16 protein-coding genes are annotated in these 13,816 nt (G+C 38.0%); 9 read left to right on the top strand and 7 right to left on the bottom strand.

The window, feature by feature from the left end; genetic code table 11:
• Position 1 precedes the first annotated feature (1 nt).
• The gene (locus CDZ89_RS17345; protein WP_096155644.1) at positions 2-364 is read right to left on the bottom strand and encodes a GntR family transcriptional regulator; all 363 of its coding nucleotides are present in this window, start codon (positions 362-364) and stop codon (positions 2-4) included.
• A gap of 594 nt (positions 365-958) precedes the next feature.
• Here CDZ89_RS17345 and CDZ89_RS17340 point away from each other — a divergent pair.
• Positions 959-1,486, top strand: coding sequence for a hypothetical protein (locus CDZ89_RS17340; protein WP_100334090.1), 528 nt, complete (start codon positions 959-961; stop codon positions 1,484-1,486).
• 56 nt (positions 1,487-1,542) lie between these two features.
• Here the strand turns inward: CDZ89_RS17340 and CDZ89_RS17335 are convergent, their stop codons facing one another.
• From CDZ89_RS17335 to katG, 3 genes are all read right to left on the bottom strand, one after another.
• Complete coding sequence (locus tag CDZ89_RS17335) at positions 1,543-2,298, bottom strand: ABC transporter permease (RefSeq protein WP_100334089.1); 756 nt, start codon at positions 2,296-2,298, stop codon at positions 1,543-1,545.
• Entirely contained in the window at positions 2,295-3,017 is a 723-nt protein-coding gene (locus CDZ89_RS17330) for an ABC transporter ATP-binding protein (RefSeq protein WP_096155639.1), read from the bottom strand. Before CDZ89_RS17330 ends, CDZ89_RS17335 begins: the two co-directional genes overlap by 4 nt.
• Positions 3,018-3,495: 478 nt before the next feature.
• Complete coding sequence (gene katG / locus CDZ89_RS17325; protein WP_096155638.1) at positions 3,496-5,679, bottom strand: catalase/peroxidase HPI; 2,184 nt, start codon at positions 5,677-5,679, stop codon at positions 3,496-3,498.
• Positions 5,680-6,086: 407 nt separating this feature from the next.
• Between katG and CDZ89_RS17320 the strand changes: the two genes are divergently transcribed.
• The 7 genes from CDZ89_RS17320 (at position 6,087) to CDZ89_RS17285 (ending at position 10,640) form a co-directional block, all read left to right on the top strand.
• On the top strand, positions 6,087-6,773 hold the full coding sequence (locus tag CDZ89_RS17320) for a DUF421 domain-containing protein (protein ID WP_096155637.1): 687 nt from the start codon (positions 6,087-6,089) through the stop codon (positions 6,771-6,773).
• 414 nt (positions 6,774-7,187) lie between these two features.
• Positions 7,188-7,694, top strand: coding sequence for a DUF1648 domain-containing protein (locus tag CDZ89_RS17310; protein WP_227521544.1), 507 nt, complete (start codon positions 7,188-7,190; stop codon positions 7,692-7,694).
• A 180-nt stretch (positions 7,695-7,874) separates the two neighbouring features.
• Positions 7,875-8,402: a DUF6773 family protein gene (locus tag CDZ89_RS17305; RefSeq protein ID WP_096155636.1), complete on the top strand. Its 528-nt coding sequence runs from the start codon at positions 7,875-7,877 to the stop codon at positions 8,400-8,402.
• 1 nt (position 8,403) lies between these two features.
• Entirely contained in the window at positions 8,404-8,601 is a 198-nt protein-coding gene (locus CDZ89_RS17300; RefSeq protein ID WP_096155635.1) for a helix-turn-helix transcriptional regulator, read from the top strand.
• Between the two features lie 286 nt (positions 8,602-8,887).
• The gene (locus CDZ89_RS17295) at positions 8,888-9,595 is read left to right on the top strand and encodes a hypothetical protein (RefSeq protein ID WP_096155634.1); all 708 of its coding nucleotides are present in this window, start codon (positions 8,888-8,890) and stop codon (positions 9,593-9,595) included.
• Positions 9,596-9,680: 85 nt separating this feature from the next.
• A complete protein-coding gene (locus CDZ89_RS17290; RefSeq protein WP_100334088.1) occupies positions 9,681-10,241 on the top strand; it encodes a hypothetical protein in 561 nt (186 codons plus the stop codon).
• Between the two features lie 99 nt (positions 10,242-10,340).
• The gene (locus CDZ89_RS17285) at positions 10,341-10,640 is read left to right on the top strand and encodes a hypothetical protein (protein ID WP_096155632.1); all 300 of its coding nucleotides are present in this window, start codon (positions 10,341-10,343) and stop codon (positions 10,638-10,640) included.
• 72 nt (positions 10,641-10,712) lie between these two features.
• On the opposite strand, the gene CDZ89_RS17280 is transcribed toward CDZ89_RS17285, so the two are convergent.
• Genes CDZ89_RS17280 through CDZ89_RS17270 form a run of 3 tightly spaced genes read right to left on the bottom strand, consistent with a single transcriptional unit; the run spans position 10,713 to position 13,001 of the window.
• A complete protein-coding gene (locus CDZ89_RS17280) occupies positions 10,713-12,020 on the bottom strand; it encodes an FtsW/RodA/SpoVE family cell cycle protein (protein ID WP_096155631.1) in 1,308 nt (435 codons plus the stop codon).
• Entirely contained in the window at positions 12,007-12,450 is a 444-nt protein-coding gene (locus CDZ89_RS17275; protein ID WP_096155630.1) for a PadR family transcriptional regulator, read from the bottom strand. Before CDZ89_RS17275 ends, CDZ89_RS17280 begins: the two co-directional genes overlap by 14 nt.
• The gene (locus CDZ89_RS17270; RefSeq protein WP_096155629.1) at positions 12,447-13,001 is read right to left on the bottom strand and encodes a sigma-70 family RNA polymerase sigma factor; all 555 of its coding nucleotides are present in this window, start codon (positions 12,999-13,001) and stop codon (positions 12,447-12,449) included. The genes CDZ89_RS17275 and CDZ89_RS17270 overlap by 4 nt, the downstream gene beginning before the upstream one ends.
• Positions 13,002-13,219: 218 nt before the next feature.
• Here CDZ89_RS17270 and CDZ89_RS17265 point away from each other — a divergent pair, with 218 nt between their 5' ends.
• Positions 13,220-13,792: a general stress protein gene (locus tag CDZ89_RS17265; RefSeq protein ID WP_096155628.1), complete on the top strand. Its 573-nt coding sequence runs from the start codon at positions 13,220-13,222 to the stop codon at positions 13,790-13,792.
• Positions 13,793-13,816: the final 24 nt, after the last annotated feature.

The following is a 13,816-nucleotide window of genomic DNA, read 5'->3' as shown; positions in this document are numbered from 1 at the left end:
ATTATTCCTCCTTTTGAAAATAAGCTTGTAATTCTTGTGGGTCAATTCCTAACTTTTCTGCTTCTTTCCTTAATGGAACAACATAGTCGCTGTAGAAAGCTTTTTTACGCTTCGCAAGGATTTTGTTCCTAGCTCCTTCAGCCACAAACATTCCGACTCCTCTTTTCTTAAATAAAATATCTTCATCAACTAGCTGATTAATTCCTTTTGCTGCTGTAGCGGGGTTGATTTTATAGTGTTTTGCAAACTCATTGGTGGAAGGCACCCGTTCTCCTTCACTTATGGAACCATCCAATATACTTGCTTCAAGTTGTTCTGCAATTTGTACGAAAATTGGTTTGTCTTCCATCAAACGTGAGTCCATTTCATCACCTACTTACTTAGTTAGTTAATTGGTTAGTTACTTATGTAATTAACTATAAAACCGTTGGAAAGAAAAGTCAACATAAAAAGAAAAACTATACAATTTTTTATGAGAATGGGTTGGATGGTTGGTTTCGGGTTAGGAGATATTTAAGGTAGGAAAGTGGGCTTTAACTCCCTGACCTGAATAAAGCCCAGTGCTCCGTTAAGGAAACACTGGGCTTACATTATTAAATCTTTATATTTTTTTTAGTGTTCTAAATCATTAACCTGCATTTTGATTTAATTGCAGAAGGTATTGAAAAAGTAGAGCAAGTGGAGTTTTAAATTGAAAATGGAATGGATGTAAATATGGACAAGGTTATTATTATAGTCGTCCTTTACCTGCTAATGAGGTGGAAGCTATTTTAAAGAGAGGTACATACGCTTGATAGAGTATTCAAATTCTTTATGAGAAAACAAACCCCGTCCCCAATTCTCATTTAAAGGATTCGAAAATGTGAAACGAACCCCGCCCCAATTTCACATGGATAATAAACCATATCTTGCAAATAATAACCACATCTAAGTAATCAACAGAAAGGGGATAGCCGAGTTGATAAGAAAGTTATTTGTGGTTGTTTGTATCATGGGATTGTTGACTGCTTGTGGTGGAAATGATGAAGCAGAAAAAGAATCGACCAAAGATGAAGCCAAAGCGGTACAAAAAGAAGGGAAAAAAGCTAGAGGGGACTTTACTACAGCCGAAGAACTAGAAACCATGGACTTTGATTCCAAAGACTTTAATTGGAATGATATTTATTTATCAGCAGAAACCTTTAATGAACTATTATTCCGTTTTACCGAAGCGGACGATCAAGGTGAGTTGCTACTAGAAAGGGCCGAGTTAGTAGAGTTTGATACAGTGGAACTAGTGTTCAACAATTACGAAGGTAATTCACTAGAAAATTCCCTCCAGGCAGTATTTCTTGATTCAGTTGTGCGACAGTTTTATAAACACTCCGAGCTATACGAAGGAGAAGAACCACATATTCGTGTCATTGATTTAGATGGACTTGTAATAGCAGAAAATAAAGAACCAATCAAATTTGGTGAAGTAGAGAAAAAGAAAAAAGAATCATAAATGCCAGCGCCCCCACGTCAGTAGAGATTTAGTGCAGTGGGGGGTGCTGGCATTTTTTACTTTCTTATTTTCAACAACTGCTTTCGGTTATTAAACAGTGTAGGATAGGATAGTAACCCTAACATAACACTCGTAACAGACGCGGTAGTTAATAGTAAAAATAATATGAGTAGTTGGAATTGAACAGCTTGAATAGGGCTAGCGCCAGCAATAATTTGGCCACTCATCATCCCTGGCAATTGGACAAGTCCGATTGTTTTTTGGCTTTCAATTGTAGGTATCATACTAGCTTTAATAGAAAGTATTAGTTGGGAATGTATCGCTTGTTTAGGATTCCCACCTAAAGAAAGTATTAATTCGATTTCATCTTCTCTCGACTCCACTTCTGAAATAAAACGATCCAAAAAAAGAATACCCAACACCATCGAGTTTCCGATGACCATTCCGCTAATCGGAATGATATATTGAGCAGTTGCGGGTATGATGCCAAATCCAAGTAAAATCCCTTGCGTTAACACTTGGATAAATAGTAGGGTAGCGGTCACTTTCCACACAATCCCTTTTATTGGCGTTTCTTTTTTTGTTACATTTTGAACAGCTGCTGCAATCATTATAACGATTATAATGATGATAAATACATAACTTTCCGCTTCAAAAACGAATGTTAATAAGTATCCAACGATAAAAAGTTGAATAATAGAACGAACGACAGCAATGGTTGTATCCTTTTCCAATCCAAGTCGATACGTTTTTGATAAAAAGATAGGAATAAATACAAAAACAAGTGCGATGAGTAAAGCTAAAGGGTTCATCTGATATCCCCCTTTAAGAAAGCTTGTACGTGTTCGTTTTTTGACTTCAGTAAGCTATCACTTTTACAAGCTTCTATTAATTCTCCACTCATTAACACCCACGTAGACGTTCCGACCGATATTGCTTGTTGTATGTTGTGGGTTATCCAAATGATGGTTGTTCCGTACGTTTGACTAACCCTCCCAATTAGTTCATCAATTTCTTTTTGGGACACTTGGTCTAAAGAAGACGTAATTTCATCTAACAATAATATTTCCGGACGGTTCACTAACGTTCTAGCGATGGACACTTTTTGACGTTGGCCACCTGATAAATCTTTTATGTTGCGTTGGATATATGCTTCTCCTAGTCCAACAACATTTAGTAAGTGTTTTGCATCTTGCTCGTCCAATACTTTTCCTTGCAACTGGAGAGGCAAATTTAGATTATAAAAAACATCGCCACTTACCATTGGTGCACTTTGAAGGGCAATACCTACAAGTTTTCGTAACTCAATCGGATCGTATTCTTCGATTTGTTTTCCCTTTATGAGTAGTTCACCAGATTTTTTCGTTAATAATCCGTTGCATAATTTGAGCAATGTCGACTTGCCTGCCCCTGATGGACCAACAAAGGTAGTAATTTCTCCTTCGTATACGGAACCAGTAATTCCTTTTAAAATATGAACGTTATCATCAGAATAAAAGTGGACATCCTTAAATTGAATTACTTCATTCAAAACGCTTCCAACCTTTCACAATATCTATTCCATTTAGTATGTCCAATGAATTAGGAATGAATCGAGGGGACTGACACTTTGGTGCAAAAATGAAGTACAACGGGCTTTCGGTTTATATGGGAAATGAACTTCATAAGGCGTATGAAGTTCAACTAGCGCCGAAAAAAAGAAGTGGATGAACTTCATAAGGCGTATGAAGTTCAATTAGCGTCAAAAAAAAGAAGTGGATGAACTTCATAAAGCCAATAAAGTTCAACTACTCCTAAAAAATCTCCCAAGATGCAATTCAGTATTCAAAAAATACATAGTACAAATTTAATTGTTTAAGTCTCTTAAAGAAAGAGACTGGAATAAAAGAACAATTAAACAAACAAAAATCCGAACTATCATTCAACATTCAGCAATTTGAATGTTGAAGTAGTTCGGATTCTTTATTAATGAAATTTTTCTAAGCTAGAACCTAGTTTCGTTAACTAATTTATTTCAAATCAAAACGATCTGCATTCATTACTTTTACCCAAGCTGCAATGAAGTCACGTACGAATTTTTCTTTGTTGTCTTCTTGAGCGTACACTTCAGCTACAGCGCGTAGTACAGAGTTAGAACCGAATACTAGGTCGACTCTAGTTGCTGTTCTTACCACTTCACCAGTCTTACGGTCACGGCCTTCGAAAAGGTTGCCGTTTACTGGAGTCCATGCTACACCCATGTCTAATAAATTTACGAAGAAGTCATTCGTTAATGTACCAACTCTGTCTGTGAATACACCATGTGATGTGCCACCGTGGTTCGCGCCAAGAACACGCATACCACCGATTAGTACAGTCATCTCTGGTGCAGTAAGACCAAGTAGTTGCGCCTTGTCTACTAGAAGCTCTTCAGCACTTACACTAAATTGTTTCTTTTGATAGTTACGGAAACCGTCCGCAACTGGCTCAAGCACATCGAAGCTTTCTGCATCTGTTTGTTCTTGTGTGGCATCACCACGTCCAGGCGCGAATGGCACCGTTACGTCATAGCCTGCATCTTGTGCAGCTTTTTCAATAGCAGCAGAACCACCAAGGACGATTAAGTCAGCGAGGCTAACATTCTTTTCTAAATGGCTTTGAATTTCTTCATAAACCGAAAGAACTTTCGCTAGTTGTTCAGGTTGGTTAACATCCCACTCTTTTTGTGGAGAGAGACGAATGCGAGCACCATTTGCGCCACCGCGATTATCGGAACCGCGGAACGTGCTTGCAGAAGCCCAAGCCGTTGTAACAAGCTCGCTAGTTGTTAATCCAGAATCTAAGATTAATAGTTTAATTTTTTCAATTTCTTCAACCGTTAGTTCATAATCAGCAGTAGGAACTGGATCTTGCCAGATTAACTCTTCTGTTGGAACTTCAGGTCCTAAATATCGAGAAACTGGCCCCATGTCACGGTGTAATAATTTGAACCATGCACGAGCAAATGCATCTGCAAACTCGTCTGGGTTTTGGTGGAAGCGACGAGAAATCTTTTCGTATGCTGGATCCATTCGTAAAGCAATATCTGCCGTCGTCATCATTGTTGGAACGCGAACAGATGCATCTTCTGCATCTGGTGCAAGATGCTCATCAGCAGGATTGATCGGTGCCCATTGGTGTGCACCAGCTGGGCTCTTTGTAAGCTCCCATTCGTAACCAAAAAGTAAATCAAAGAAGCCATTATCCCATTGAGTTGGGTTTGCAGTCCATGCGCCTTCAATACCACTTGTGATCGTGTCACGACCTTTACCGCTACCGTGAGTGCTGGTCCAACCAAAGCCTTGAGCTTCAATAAGAGATGCTTCTGGATCTGCACCAACGTGAGCAGCATCGCCAGCTCCGTGTGCTTTACCGAAAGTATGGCCACCGGCTACTAGTGCGACTGTTTCTTCATCATTCATTCCCATACGGTCAAAAGTTTCGCGAATATCGCGGGCACTTGCAAGCGGGTCAGGGTTACCGTTTGGACCTTCTGGATTCACATAAATAAGCCCCATTTGCACAGCAGCAAGTGGATTTTCAAGCTCACGATCTCCTGTGTAACGGTTGTCACCTAGCATTTCCTTTTCAGAACCCCAGTAAATATCTTCTTCTGGATGCCAAATGTCTGCACGACCACCACCGAAACCGAATGTTTTTCCACCCATTGATTCGATTGCTACATTTCCAGTTAAAAGAAGTAAGTCAGCCCAAGAGATTTTGTTTCCGTACTTTTGCTTAATTGGCCATAAAAGACGGCGTGCTTTATCCAGGTTACCGTTATCAGCCCAGCTGTTTAATGGAGCAAAACGTTGGTTGCCTGTGTTACCGCCACCACGACCGTCACCAGTACGATATGTACCTGCAGCATGCCAAGCCATACGAATAAAGAAAGGACCATAATGACCGTAATCAGCTGGCCACCAATCTTGACTGTCTGTCATTAACGCTTCCAGATCTTTTTTAAGCGCGAAATAGTCTAGCTTTTGGAATTCCTCTGTGTATTTAAAATCTTCCCCCATAGGATTAGATTTTTTGTCTTGTTGATGAAGAATATTTAGATTTAACTGATTCGGCCACCAGTCACGATTTGTCGTCCCACTTGATGTTTGACTAGTAGTGCCTCCATGGCTAAAAGGACATTTTCCTGCACTTGCATTGTCATTCATGTTCATCCATTTCTCCCCCTATTTAAAAAGTTTTATATTTTAATAAACTTACTAACTAAATAATGATAATTATTATTACTTTATAATTATACTAAATAATAATCTAAATTACAATAATTATTAATAAGTGTTAATTATAAATATAATATAACTCTAATTAACTGAAAAATACTAATAATATGCTCGTGAACTTTGTGTGAACTGTGGGGTCAGACCCCACGGTGCACTTTATCCCTACAAATCATTATATTTAGCTTGTCTACTAATTATGAGTGTGAAATGGGGACGGGGTTCATTTCACATTTTTTCAACATGAGAAAGAAACCCCGTCCCCATTTCCCATATTTGTAAATATTTTAGTAATAATAAGGGAACTATTTAGAATGATAACGGTTTATACAGGGGGGCTATAGATGACTGTTATAGACATTTTTGTTCGTACAAGTATTTCCTTTATACTTTTATACATATTATGTCGCATTCTTGATAAGAAATTAATTGCACAAATGACTTTCTTTGATTTTGTTGCAGGTATTACAATTGGCTCTATTGTTGCAAGTGGTATTGTATCTCGTGATGTGCCGATCCTCATAACCATGGCAGGTTTAATATTATTTTGCTTATATATCTATATAAGCAATGTTATCGCTCTCAAAAGTTTTAGGGGGAGGAAAATATTAGAGTCAGAACCTACAATTGTTATAAAGGAAGGACAAGTATTAGAGGAAGGGTTGAAGAAGACTTTGCTTACGATGGATAGCCTTTTAACTAGTTTACGTAAAAAGGGTGTCTTTAATATTGACGAAGTTGAAACAGCCTTATTAGAAACGGACGGAACCATTTCAGTATTAAAAAAGCCAGCCTATTTACCGGCAATGCAAAAAGATGTTTTTAATATTCAAGCATCTAGAGGAGTAGGGCAAGCTTTTATTATAGATGGAAAGATTTTAAAGAAAAGCTTAGAGTTATTGGGTAAAGATAAAGAGTGGGTAATAAATGTGATAAACGAAAATAATATCTCCAGGGTAGAAGATGTATTTTTTGCACAAATCGATCGAAATGGCAATATTTATATTGATAAACGAGAAGATTACCTATAAGAAACCGGATTATTTGGACAATAAATTCTTTGTAAACACTTTATTAATTTCACCAGATTAATCAATTGAAAACCTAGTAGAAAAAGCGATAATTGTTACAGCAAAAGCCCATCAAAGCCAAACAAGAAAAGGTACAGATATACCATACATTACATACCAGTTGCAATTGCTGCAACTGGTTGTATTCTTAATGATACGAGATGGTCTTGCAAAAAACATTGGACTTAAAATAGCGACTGCTGGCCAGTTAATAGCACAATGATTTGTACTTATAAAAGTTTAATAAACTGATAGTTGTTGAGTCTAGTGATGCTAGTTCTCTGAGGGGTTTCGCCCATAGTCCATAAAAATTAAGAAACCATCGTCCCTTTTAAACGTATAAGTAATAAAAGGTATGAGAGGAAGTGAATCATATTGAATAACTCTTGGGAAAGGCCAGTTATAAAAATTCCGAAGACAAAGATCGAGTGGTTAATGGATATAGTGGGGGGAGCTTTCTTCTTTGGAAGTGTTATATTACTCATTTCCGTTTGGTCGAGGCTGCCTGATAAAGTGCCAGGGCATTACAATTTAACAGGGGAGATAACACGCTGGGGACATAAAGGCGAGTTATTAATTTTACCGATCGTCAGTACGTTTATATTTTTCTTACTAACTATATTGGAAAAATACCCACATATACACAACTATCCAGCCCGTTTAAACGAGCAAAATGCGCCACATTTTTATGCGATTAGTAAAAAACTATTGAACTTAGTGAAAAACGTTTGCCTCCTATTGTTTGCAATCATCCTATTCCATACTGTTTCCGTTGCAATGGGGTGGGGGATTTCGGTCTTGCCACTCACAACCCCGATAACTATTCTCGGCATTTTAGTACCTATTGTGTATACAGTCATTAAAATGAATAGAATATCTTAAGATAAATTTGGGACGGTGGTCGATTTCTCATTTCCTTTAATGAGAAATCAACCACCGTCCCTATTTCACCCCCTTCGAACCCATTGTAATAAATATATATAACTAAATGACGTATATATATTGCAAAATGTTAAAAATATGTTATTATAAATGTAAAGTAAAAATGATGGAGGGATTTGGATGAATTTTTTTAATAAGAATGCGGTCTTAAAGGATGAACGAATAGTTGCATTGCAAAACCGGATTTACCGTGAAATCTATTATCTAGTCATTGGTATTATTTTTGTATCACTAGCGTATAAGTTGTTTGTTGGAACCTTTGACCTTCAAAATATCGCGTTGGAATTAATTCTACTTCTTACAGTTGGGGCTTATTATACGTTAAGAAGTATGCAGTTAGGTGTATTTTCCGCAGAGGTGGAACTACATGATCAACAAAGTAAAGTTCCAATGAAGTGGAAAACAGTTTTAACTGGTGTTGTTCTCGGAATAGGGATTGCTTTATTTTTTGGTATAAACAGTGCCATTCGCTTTGCGGAAACAACTGCAGAAGCATATAACTTCTTTTTCCTAGTATTCTTTGTCTCACTAATAATTTATTTACCATTCTTCTTAATCTTCTTTGGTGGGAGTTTTCTAATGGCCCTTAAAGGTAGTGAAAAAGCGATGGAGAAAGAATTGTTAGATGACGAAGAAAAGGTGAATTAACATGAAAAATATTCGGATGAAAATGGCGAGAGTGGAGAAAGATCTTTCACAAGAAGAATTAGCGAAGATTGTTGGTGTTTCGCGACAAACAATAGGGTTAATTGAGCTCGGTAAGTATAATCCGACCTTAAGTTTATGTGTATCTATATGTAAAGCACTATCGAAAACATTAGACCAACTGTTTTGGGAAGAAGAGTAGTTGAGAAATTTTGAATCGGAGGGTCATGTGAATCGGAGGGACAGACACCTTGATGCATAAGTGCACCGAAGTGTCTGACCCCTCGAATCAGAAGAAGTAGCTCCAATAAGAACAATTTCTGATGAAGAGGCCAACAAAGAGTTTGTCATTAACACATTCGCAGAGACCCATTAATGAAAGTGAGACGAATTAAATGAGACTCTATTACGATGGCCTCTAGAAGTCACCTTTAGGGGAACGTCACTTAGGGTACAAGATATTGTCGTAGATACTAAGGAGGATATACATGAACATCCTAAAAGCAGATCTAATATGCAACCATCAAGTGCCGTGCTCAGATGGAACATACCATAATACATACGACATACGTGTCATTGTTAAAGTGAAAAATGAAGAACTTAGTTTCTTTTATACACTAGATGAAAAAAGCTCAATGTGGGGCCATTCACTTCCCTATGACCAATCCGGCGATGTGAGGCCTGCACTATTAACTAAAGAAGATTTTCATAAATTGTTCTCCGATCCAAAAGTAAGAGTTCACGTTAAAGAAGTGAATAGATTAATAGGGCTAGAAGGAGAAAGCACCTTAGAAACTCTTCCAGATGAAGCCTTTAGTACTTATGACTTTGTTGATTTTCATAACCTTTGCAAAAAAATAGCCAGAAACCTTCGCGTAAAGTTTCAAATATTAACATACGATGACCTAGATATGTGCAGCTATAATGCAGTAAAACTTGACTTGAAGGATGGCACAATCTATATACTTTGCAACGATTACAATATAGCGTTTACGGAAGAGATAGGTGGCTACCCACGTTTCACCTATCACCAAGAACTAGCTTCTTTTTTCGCACCGCCATACAAAGTATGCACAATAGAACAACTAAACAGCCCATTCCGCATCCATCGCCCATTATCCAAATGGGAAGAATACAGCATCAAACACTGGAAACCCCAAACCCAAGGCGAGTTCTTGTTTAATTATTGGGATTGATGAAAAATGGGGACGGGGTTGATTTCTCATTCTTTCAAAATCACCCCCGTCCCCGTGCAAATTTATCCTTTAGGAGTAAAGAAAAATGAATATTCATATCATGCAAGACTTTACGAAGGACCAAGATTGGATAGTCATTCACGGAGATTACGAACAATTCCATATATGGGGAGATAACGAGGATTACGTGGAAGATACAGTTGTGTTAATGCAAAAGGCTGCGACTTCATGCTTCAAATTTCCTTTTTATATTCATTTTGAAGGATATGAGGATGACGCTAAATCAGTATTATTAATGAGAGATCAATTCGAAATTCATTATCAACCTTCAGGCCGAACGGTCCTTACGATGTTTAATGGAAAAACGTATCATGCAGAAATACCAGCGTTCACTATCACTATTCCAAACAGCGAAGTACTAAAAAAGGTGTTTACAGAGTGGTTTTATTTAGCGCAACAAAATTCCATGTGGCTAATTACACAAGGTAAGAACGTGTATTACAAAAATAAAATTGCATCAATTGAAATGAGCAAGGAACCAACGATGCTGCTAGCAGACCACGATGCGCAAGGCTTATGCATTATAACGAATCAATCTTCTTACCAAAGTAGAGAGGGGCTGCGATTGATTTTTGAAAAAATCTAGGGGAAAATTGGGGACGGGGTTGATTTCTCATTCTTTCAAAAAATGAGAAATCAAACCCCGTCCCCATTTACCTCCATTTAAAAGAGAGGAGTGGTTCAAATGGACAAGATGAACGAGCATTTCGAAACAGCCCTTGAAGCCTGGACGATGATGCAAAAAACAGAAGGGGATGAAGGAGCGGAGTGGGCAGAGAGATTTGAACAGTATTTTTACGAGTTCATTCATGAAATGAAGGCATGGTGGGGCAGGCTAGAAGAAAAGCCTGAAACGGTTGAAGAGGCGGAAGAACTGCCAGCCATTAAAAGCTTCACGGAAAGAATACCTGGTCCTGTATATATAACCTTTTTAACCGAACTAGAAGATATTATAGATGGTGTTGAAACGAGCAGGTTTGATTGAATGTTTCGGAGGGACAGACACCACGGCGCAAAAATGCACCGCGGTGTCTGTCACTCTGATTCACTTCTAACATTATATCGTAGACTCCACAATATCCTTTCTCCTATAGACGTTCAAGACTAAACCTAATAGCGTTGCATAAAATAGAAGTCTACTGCCGCCGTAAGTGATAAAAGGTAAGGAATAGCCAACAATAGGTAAAATCCCAAGTCCCATTAATATGCTCCACACAGCTGGCAATGCAAAGAGGGCACTTGCTCCAATTACGAGTATCCTACCAAAATGATCGTGTGTTTTAAACGCATTCATCGTCATTCGATAAATAAAGAGTAATAGAAGGAAACATAGTACAATACCAAAGCCCCAACCTAACGAATAGACAAGATACGGAAAAGCGAAATCAGTATGTATATCTGGAAGTTGACCGATCACAGCATCTTGCTGAAAACCATTACCGAGCCATCTTGCTTGGGAAAATACATCTTTTAAAACCATATAAATATACCCGTAGCCATATGGATCTTCTTCTGGTTTTAAGAAAGATGTGAGGCGAGTGGTAAAACTATGCCTTCTCACTTGCCAAAGGAAAAAGATAAAGAAAGATAATACGATTCCGTTTACAGCTACTAACTTTACTAACACCTTCTTCGGCATCGACGAATAGAGAATCATTGTGAGAGTACAAACTGCATAAATTATACTAGATGCAAAATCTGGTAGCGTCAAGAATAGATAAAGTGGACTCCAGAATAATCCAACTAATAGCAGCTGTTTTTTCCAATCAGAGAAGAGGTGCATGTTTGAACTAATTCCTGCCCAACCTAAGAATAGTAAAAATAAACAAATGACGGTCAAGTCTAACCTTATATCAGATATCCATATCGCTCTACGCGCTCCGTTAATCAAAGTCCCAAAAAGGCTAGTATAAAGTAGCAGTAGAAAGCCTGAAACGTAAAAGAATAGCCATCCATTTTTAAGACGCCGATAATCAAAGAAAAGAATAGAAACGATAACAATGACAGCCAATGTAAGCCAGATTGCTTGACGAAGGATAAAATTATAACTAGCAGGTAAAGATAACACGCCACCTGATAAAAGGAGAAAGCTTACGCTTGATAGTAAAACAAATAAAATAGTCAGCATCCAATCCATTCGCGGTTTATGGAGTTTGTTTAATTGATCCCCTAATGTATAAGCGTTCCCCATTTTTTCTATCGCTTTTTCTTCTGCATCTTCAATCGACATTTTCTCTTTTTGATAAGTTTGGCGCAGTTCACTCATATGGTTGTAAAGTTCTTTTTTAATGAGAGAGTGCGCTTCTTTTGATTTTACTCTCGAGGTTACTTTCTTCAGAAAATCTTCAAACTTAGTCGAGCTCATAAGAAGCCTCCTCCAGCAAATGCTTGAAGCTCCATTGCTTTTTCGCTCCATCTTTAGTAGCTAAGGCTAATTGTTTCTTCCCCTTAGACGTTAATGTATAATACTTTTTTTCATCTTGCCAAGAGGAGGAAAGAAGCTGTTTATTTTCTAGAAGGTGTAACAGCGTATAAAGCTGGCCTTCGTTGTTATGAAAGCATCGTTCATCACGCTGAAACAGATAGGTGCAAATTTCATATCCATGTTTCTCTTCATTTTGAAGTGAGGCCAATAATTTGACAATCGTTTCTTCTTTCCAGATAGGTTGTATAGACGTCAATTGTTTTGATTGTACGGATTCCTTAATCGCATGTTTACGTTCATCAGACAAAGAAAAGTCTTTGAAGACGGTTTTCTTCATCGTGCTTTTAAGATTGAAAAATGGATCCTTCATGTTTTATCCTCCTCTACCATTTGTTCTTTTACTAATTCTCGCGCACGCTGTAACCTTGTTTTAATCGTATTGCGGTTCACACCAGTAACATTACTAATCTCCGTTATGGAAAGCTCCTCATAATAATAGAGAAAAATAGCTTCCCGATATTTTGTGGGTAAGCACATAATGGCTTGGACAAGACTATTTTCTTCAGACATTGCAACAATCTGTTCTTCTATCTGTTTAGCTTTCGAAGGTATATAGGTTAGTAGTTTTTCATTAAAGGTCACTTTACGATGATGCCAGCTTCGTAAATAATCTTTACAATGGTTGCTCGCAATACGGTACACCCACGTTTTCAACGAGGATTGCTCGTTGAATTGATGAAATCGTTCATAGCATTTAATAAATATCTCTTGCGTTAAATCTTCCGCAGTTGCTTTATTTTTGACATATGTATATGTAAGATGCAAAATTCGATCGCTATATTCATTGATTAATACTTCCAACACTTTATCTCGGGCGCATTCATTTTCCGTAGTTATTGCTACATGTTCCATCTCACTCATCTGGCAAATCCCCCCTTTCTTCATTTTAGACGATAGAGTGCGTTAATTGGGTGGGGAAGAGTGAAAAAATATTTTTCAGTGTTGCGGAGGGACAGACACCGCGGTGCAAAAATGGATCGGGGTGTCTGTCCAGTTAATTCATTATGTTTATCATCTCTTCATACTGGGAATCTACTAATTAGTACTTAGCAATTAACAAAACCTTAGGAGGTAATAACATGAACAAGACAATTGTTGGTGGAGTATTCCGAACACAAGAAGAGGCTATTCGTGCAATTGAGGAGCTTCATGCTATGGGTTACACGAAAGATGAAGTTTCAGTTTTTGCGAAAGATAGTGATGATGTTAATAGTATACAAGATGTCACAGGTACTGAAGTGACAGAAAAAGATAGTGGACGAGCTGAAAATGCAGCAAAAGGTTTAGGTATAGGTGCAGGAACAGGTGGCGTTATTGGTGGTGTTGCAGGGGTTATTGCTTCGATTGGGTTACTAGCAATACCTGGTATTGGTGTACTTGCAGCAGCAGGACCATTAGCGACTGCGCTTACGGGGGCAGCTATTGGAGCAAGTGGCGGTGGACTCGTAGGTGCTCTTACAGGAGCTGGGATCCCAGAAAAACATGCACTCGAGTATGAAACTCACCTAAACAATGGGCATATCGTAGTACTAGTAGAAGCAGATGAAGCACGTGAAGAAGGATTATATAATAATTTCTCTTCAAACAATTCACTAAATTCTCATACTTATGCTGACCACGTTCGAGTGGATAATAGAGTAGATAAATACTAGGTTATGTTTTGGTTTAGTGACAGG

Source organism: Bacillus alkalisoli (assembly GCF_002797415.1).
Taxonomy (GTDB): domain Bacteria; phylum Bacillota; class Bacilli; order Bacillales; family Bacillaceae_I; genus Bacillus_CD; species Bacillus_CD alkalisoli.
This window is presented reverse-complemented; position numbering and strand designations above follow the sequence as displayed.

Excerpts from the sequence above, each read along its gene's own strand:
- CDZ89_RS17345 (WP_096155644.1), bottom strand. The coding sequence starts at position 364 with ATGGACTCACGTTTGATGGAAGACAAACCAATTTTCGTACAAATTGCA.
- CDZ89_RS17335 (WP_100334089.1), bottom strand. The coding sequence starts at position 2,298 with ATGAACCCTTTAGCTTTACTCATCGCACTTGTTTTTGTATTTATTCCT.
- katG (WP_096155638.1), bottom strand. The coding sequence starts at position 5,679 with ATGAACATGAATGACAATGCAAGTGCAGGAAAATGTCCTTTTAGCCAT.
- CDZ89_RS17320 (WP_096155637.1), top strand. The coding sequence starts at position 6,087 with ATGACTGTTATAGACATTTTTGTTCGTACAAGTATTTCCTTTATACTT.
- CDZ89_RS17305 (WP_096155636.1), top strand. The coding sequence starts at position 7,875 with ATGAATTTTTTTAATAAGAATGCGGTCTTAAAGGATGAACGAATAGTT.
- CDZ89_RS17300 (WP_096155635.1), top strand. The coding sequence starts at position 8,404 with ATGAAAAATATTCGGATGAAAATGGCGAGAGTGGAGAAAGATCTTTCA.
- CDZ89_RS17295 (WP_096155634.1), top strand. The coding sequence starts at position 8,888 with ATGAACATCCTAAAAGCAGATCTAATATGCAACCATCAAGTGCCGTGC.
- CDZ89_RS17290 (WP_100334088.1), top strand. The coding sequence starts at position 9,681 with ATGAATATTCATATCATGCAAGACTTTACGAAGGACCAAGATTGGATA.
- CDZ89_RS17285 (WP_096155632.1), top strand. The coding sequence starts at position 10,341 with ATGGACAAGATGAACGAGCATTTCGAAACAGCCCTTGAAGCCTGGACG.
- CDZ89_RS17280 (WP_096155631.1), bottom strand. The coding sequence starts at position 12,020 with ATGAGCTCGACTAAGTTTGAAGATTTTCTGAAGAAAGTAACCTCGAGA.
- CDZ89_RS17275 (WP_096155630.1), bottom strand. The coding sequence starts at position 12,450 with ATGAAGGATCCATTTTTCAATCTTAAAAGCACGATGAAGAAAACCGTC.
- CDZ89_RS17270 (WP_096155629.1), bottom strand. The coding sequence starts at position 13,001 with ATGAGTGAGATGGAACATGTAGCAATAACTACGGAAAATGAATGCGCC.
- CDZ89_RS17265 (WP_096155628.1), top strand. The coding sequence starts at position 13,220 with ATGAACAAGACAATTGTTGGTGGAGTATTCCGAACACAAGAAGAGGCT.